Raw genomic sequence first — 4,416 nt, forward strand, 5'->3', positions numbered from 1 at the left:
CCGCCCTCCTCCCCTCCCTCCCCCGCTTCCCCTCTGTACCTACTGGTATGTACAGTGCCGCCGTGACCACGAACCCGCCACCCGCCCGAGCCGCCTCCCCCACCGCGGACCGCCTCGTCGAAGCCACCCGCGAGCTGCTCTGGGAACGCGGCTACACCGGCACCAGCCCGAAGGCCGTCCAGCAGCGCGCGGGCGCGGGGCAGGGCAGCATGTACCACCACTTCGCGGGCAAGTCCGACCTCGCCCTCGCCGCGATCACCCGCACCGCCGAGGAGCTGCGCGCCCGCGCCGACGGGCTGCTGTCCGGCCCGGGCACGGCGGTCGAGCGGGTCACCGCGTACCTGCGCCACGAGCGCGACGTGCTGCGCGGCTGCCCGGTCGGACGGCTGACCCAGGACCCGGAGGTGATGGCCGACCCGGTGCTGCGCGCCCCGGTCGAGCAGACCCTCGGCTGGCTGCGCGGGCGGCTCGCGGAGGTCCTGGCGGAGGGGCGGGCGGGCGGGGAGCTGCCGCCGTCCGTCGACCCGTCCGGCACGGCCGCGACCGTGGTCGCCGTCCTGCAGGGCGGCTACGTGCTGGCCCGCGCGGCGGGCACCCCGGAGCCCTTCGACCAGGCGGTCACCGCCCTGCTCGCCCTGCTCTCCCCGCCCCGCCCCGCCTGACCACCCAACCACCCGACCACCCGACCACCCGACCACCGGAAGGACGCAACGCCGTGCTCGCCAAGCAGTACGAGATCACCCTGCCCGCCGACTACGACCTCGACGTGATCCGCCTCCGGATCAAGGCGGGCGCCCCGCTCCTGGACGACCGTCCGGGGCTCGGCTTCAAGGCCTGGCTGCTGCGCGAGCGCGGGGTCGACGGCTCGCCGGTGCACCAGTACGCGCCGCTGTACGTGTGGCGCTCGGACGGCGAGGCGGCCCGGTTCCTGGTCGGCGGCGGCGGGTTCGAGAACATCGTCCGGGACTTCGGGCGCCCGACCGTCCAGCACTGGACGGTCCTCGCGCACTTCTCCGGCCCGGCCCGCGCCCGGCTGCCCGTCCCGGGCGCCGCCACCCGCCGGCTGACCGCCGTCCCCGTGGCGCAGGACCCGCGGGCCCTGGCCGCGCACGTGGACGGCGAGGTGGAGCAGCTGCGCGAACTGGCCCGCGACCCGGCCGTGCACACCGCCGTACTGGCCCTCGACCCGGGCCGCTGGGAGCTCCTGCGCTTCGTCCTCCACGCCGACCACGCCGCCGACGCCGACGCCGCTACCAGCACGCTGCGGGACGACCCGGCGACGGTCCGGTTCGCCGTCCCGCACCTGTCCGCCCCGGAGCTGTCCGCCCTCCCCGAGGGCCGCGCCTGGTGAGGTGAGGAGCCCTACTCCAGCAGGCCGATCGCCCGCGCGCACCCGCCCCAGGCCTGCCAGCCCTGGCGGCGCAGGACCTCCTCGGCGACGGTGATCTGCTGGCGCCGGCCGGCGTGGTCGGGTCGGTCGGCGTAGCGCAGGCCGCCGGCCTCGCGCCAGGTGGGCGGCCAGATCTGCAGGCCGCCGTAGTAGCCGTTGCCGGTGTCGGCCTGCCAGTCGCCGTCGCTCTCGCAGTCGGCGAGGCGGTCCCAGACCAGATCGGGCGTGCGCCGACCGGTGGCGGCGGCCAGGACTTCGGCGGGCGCCCCGGCAGTCAGGGCTTCGGCGGGTGCCGCGGCAGTCAGGGCTTCGGCGGGTGCCGCGGCGGCTAGGACTTCGGCGGGCGCCCCGGCAGTCAGGGCTTCGGCGGGCGCCGCGGCGGCCAGGACTTCGGCGGGCGCCCCGGCGGTCAGGGCGACGGCGGCGGGGAGCAGCAGGCCGAGCACGGCCAGGCCCCGTCCGTACGAGCGAGGTATCCGCATCCCCCGACGCTACGCACGGCGCCCGCCGTCCCACCCTCCGGAGACCGCCGAGCGGGTGGCTCCGCCGGAGGACCGGCCGGGCCCGGGGACGGCGGAAGCCGCCACCCCTGGACTCGGGGTGGCGGCTTCGCGCCGACAGGGTGGGATCAGCGGGTGATCCCGGGGAAGCGGTGCTTCCGGGGGTGGGTCAGACCGACAGGACCTGGCCCGGGTAGATCAGGTCCGGGTTGCCGCCGACGACACCGGAGTTGTTGCTGTACAGGGTGTGCCAGTCGACGCCCAGGCTGTCCGCGATCTTGGACAGGGTGTCGCCGGACTTCACGGTGTAGCTGTCGCCGGAGGCGGTGGCGGTGTTGGTGGTGGTCGCCGAGGCGGACTTGTTCTTCCAGGTCTGCTTCGGGGCCTCCTGCGCGGCGGCCTTGGGGGCCTGGGCGCGGGACTCGGAGCGGGACGCCTTGGCGGTGTCGTCCGAGGTGGCGGTGTTCGACTTCGACGAGGTCGACTTCGAGGAGGACGAGGAGCTGCTGCTCGACGACGAGGTCGACGAGGAGGAGCCGGAGGTGTCGACCTGGGCCGGGGCACCGCCCTTGGTCAGACCGGCCTGGACGGAGCAGACGGGCCAGGCGCCGGGGCCCTGGACGGCCAGCACCTTCTCGGCGACGGCGATCTGCTGCGCCTTGGTGGCCAGGTTGGCCTGCGGGGCGTAGGCGGTGCCGCCGAAGGCGGCCCAGGTGGAGGAGGTGAACTGCAGGCCGCCGTAGAAGCCGTTGCCCGTGTTGATCGACCAGTTGCCGGTCGACTCGCACATCGCGACCTTGTCCCAGGTGGAGACGTCCGCGGCGGAGGCCGTGTTGGCCGTGACGAGGCCGGCCACCGGGGCGGCGAGCAGGGCGCCGCCGACGACGGCCGCGCGGACGCGGTTGCGCTTGGTGGCGGTGGTGGCAGCGGCGGTCTCGTTACGGAAGGTCATGAGATTCCTCTCGACATTCCCGGGATGGGCAGGCGGAACCAGGCCCCAACCGGGCCGTGTTCGCTCGCCAAGTCCGTCGGGCGGGCCGTGCACGTGTCGGACGTGCCGCTTGCCGCCCCGGCCACCTGTCCGCATCCCCGGCGGCGGCTGGCTGCCGTCGCGCCGGTGGGCGCCGGGCCCGCGTTCCGGGGTGAGCCGGGCGGGGGCCGTGCGTCGGGGGTGAACCCGGGAGGTGCTCGATGCACCGGGCAAAAACCTACGATTCGGACTCCCCAGCACCAAACACTTTCTGGTCGTCCCAGGTCAAAGCGGCATTACCGGCGGTAACGGTCATGCCTTTCGGCAACCGATGTCCGATTCATCCGCTTTTTCCAAGATCAAACCATATGGGAATATGGCCCCGGTCACAGTTTGACCCGTGTGAGGTCGGGCACAGCATCGACAGATTGTGACAACCGATACACGCAGAGCGATCAGAAGCCGTGCAAATCCCGTCGCCCGGCCGCCCACCCGTGACTCCAGCCACAACCTCCCGTTGGTAATGGCGGTCGGCGCTCCCCGCGCCGCGCACCCGGGACGTCCCGCCCGGGGGCACCGGAACCAGCACCTGGAACGTCAGGGCGAACGAGGAGTCATCAGTGCCGCGCATGCTTGAGGTGAGCGAGGACGTACGCGCCGAGATCGGCGACGACGAGGCCGAGAGCCTGCTCGCGGGCGCCCACGCCCCCGACGCGTACGACTGCACCTCCTGCCGACAACCGGGCGACTCGCTGCGCGAGCCCACCAGCACCGTCCTGTTCGTCGGCGAGGAGACCGCGGTGCTGGCCTTCGCGCACGCCCGCTGCGTGCCGTCCCAGGTGGTGCCGGTGGACGAGCAGCAGCTGCGCGGCGCCGTCGAGTCGATCGGCCAGGGTGCGGACGCCGCGCTGCCCGCCCAGGCCGTGGCGCCCGCACCGGCGGTGCCGGAGCCGGCGGTGGAGGTGCGCATCCCGGAGCCGATCACCGCCCCGCCGACCGCCCCGCCGGGCCAGCCGCAGCCCGCGGTGCTCGGCGTGACCTGCGGGATCGTGCTGTGCGGCGACACCCAGCACGCCGCGCTGGTGGTCGAGCCGACCGGGCCGGTCGGCCGCCCGGGCAGCGCCCTCGGCGAGGACGAGTTCCTCTCGCTGCTGACCGAGCACGGCTTCCAGATCGTCCAGGACGTCAACCAGGCCCCGGCCCGGCCGCGGGCGGGCTGGTCGGTGCTGATGGCGATGGGGCAGCTGCACGCGATCCTCCAGCCCTCGGCGACCGGCGGCTCGGCCGCCTGGTGGCAGGCCCACCAGCCGCTCCAGGTCACCCCGGGCTGGCGGGCCGCGGCGGCCCGCAAGTCCGAGGTGATCATGTACGCGGTACCGGCCGGCACCATCGGCCGCCAGCCCCGCGAGGACCTGCTGCGGATCGCCATGGACCGGGCCGCGGCCCACGGCCTGCTCGCCGCCGGGATGCTCCCGCTGGCCGGCACCTGAGCGGGGCCGCGCCGATGACCGACGACCCCGTGAACGACCCGGCCACCGCCGGACCCGCCCCTGACG

The 4,416-nt window shown here is 74.6% G+C and carries 5 protein-coding genes; 3 read left to right on the forward strand and 2 right to left on the reverse strand.

Going from position 1 to position 4,416, the window contains the following annotated elements:
- Positions 1 to 47 precede the first annotated feature (47 nt).
- Complete coding sequence (locus OO57_RS37215) at positions 48 to 662, forward strand: TetR/AcrR family transcriptional regulator (protein WP_051778746.1); 615 nt, start codon at positions 48 to 50, stop codon at positions 660 to 662.
- A 53-nt stretch (positions 663 to 715) separates the two neighbouring features.
- Positions 716 to 1,351, forward strand: coding sequence for a DUF4865 family protein (locus OO57_RS37220; RefSeq protein WP_033257297.1), 636 nt, complete (start codon positions 716 to 718; stop codon positions 1,349 to 1,351).
- 11 nt (positions 1,352 to 1,362) lie between these two features.
- On the opposite strand, the gene OO57_RS46525 is transcribed toward OO57_RS37220, so the two are convergent.
- Positions 1,363 to 1,872 (reverse strand): transglycosylase family protein, encoded by a 510-nt coding sequence (locus tag OO57_RS46525; protein ID WP_081974229.1) that lies wholly within the window; start codon positions 1,870 to 1,872, stop codon positions 1,363 to 1,365.
- Between the two features lie 187 nt (positions 1,873 to 2,059).
- Positions 2,060 to 2,842 carry a transglycosylase family protein gene (locus tag OO57_RS37230; RefSeq protein ID WP_051778747.1) on the reverse strand — a complete coding sequence of 261 codons (783 nt, stop codon included), beginning with the start codon at positions 2,840 to 2,842 and terminating at the stop codon, positions 2,060 to 2,062.
- A 647-nt stretch (positions 2,843 to 3,489) separates the two neighbouring features.
- Here OO57_RS37230 and OO57_RS37235 point away from each other — a divergent pair.
- Positions 3,490 to 4,350: a hypothetical protein gene (locus tag OO57_RS37235; RefSeq protein ID WP_063737732.1), complete on the forward strand. Its 861-nt coding sequence runs from the start codon at positions 3,490 to 3,492 to the stop codon at positions 4,348 to 4,350.
- Positions 4,351 to 4,416 lie beyond the last annotated feature (66 nt).

The sequence above is a fragment of the Kitasatospora phosalacinea genome, assembly GCF_000717185.1.
Lineage (GTDB): Bacteria > Actinomycetota > Actinomycetes > Streptomycetales > Streptomycetaceae > Kitasatospora > Kitasatospora phosalacinea_A.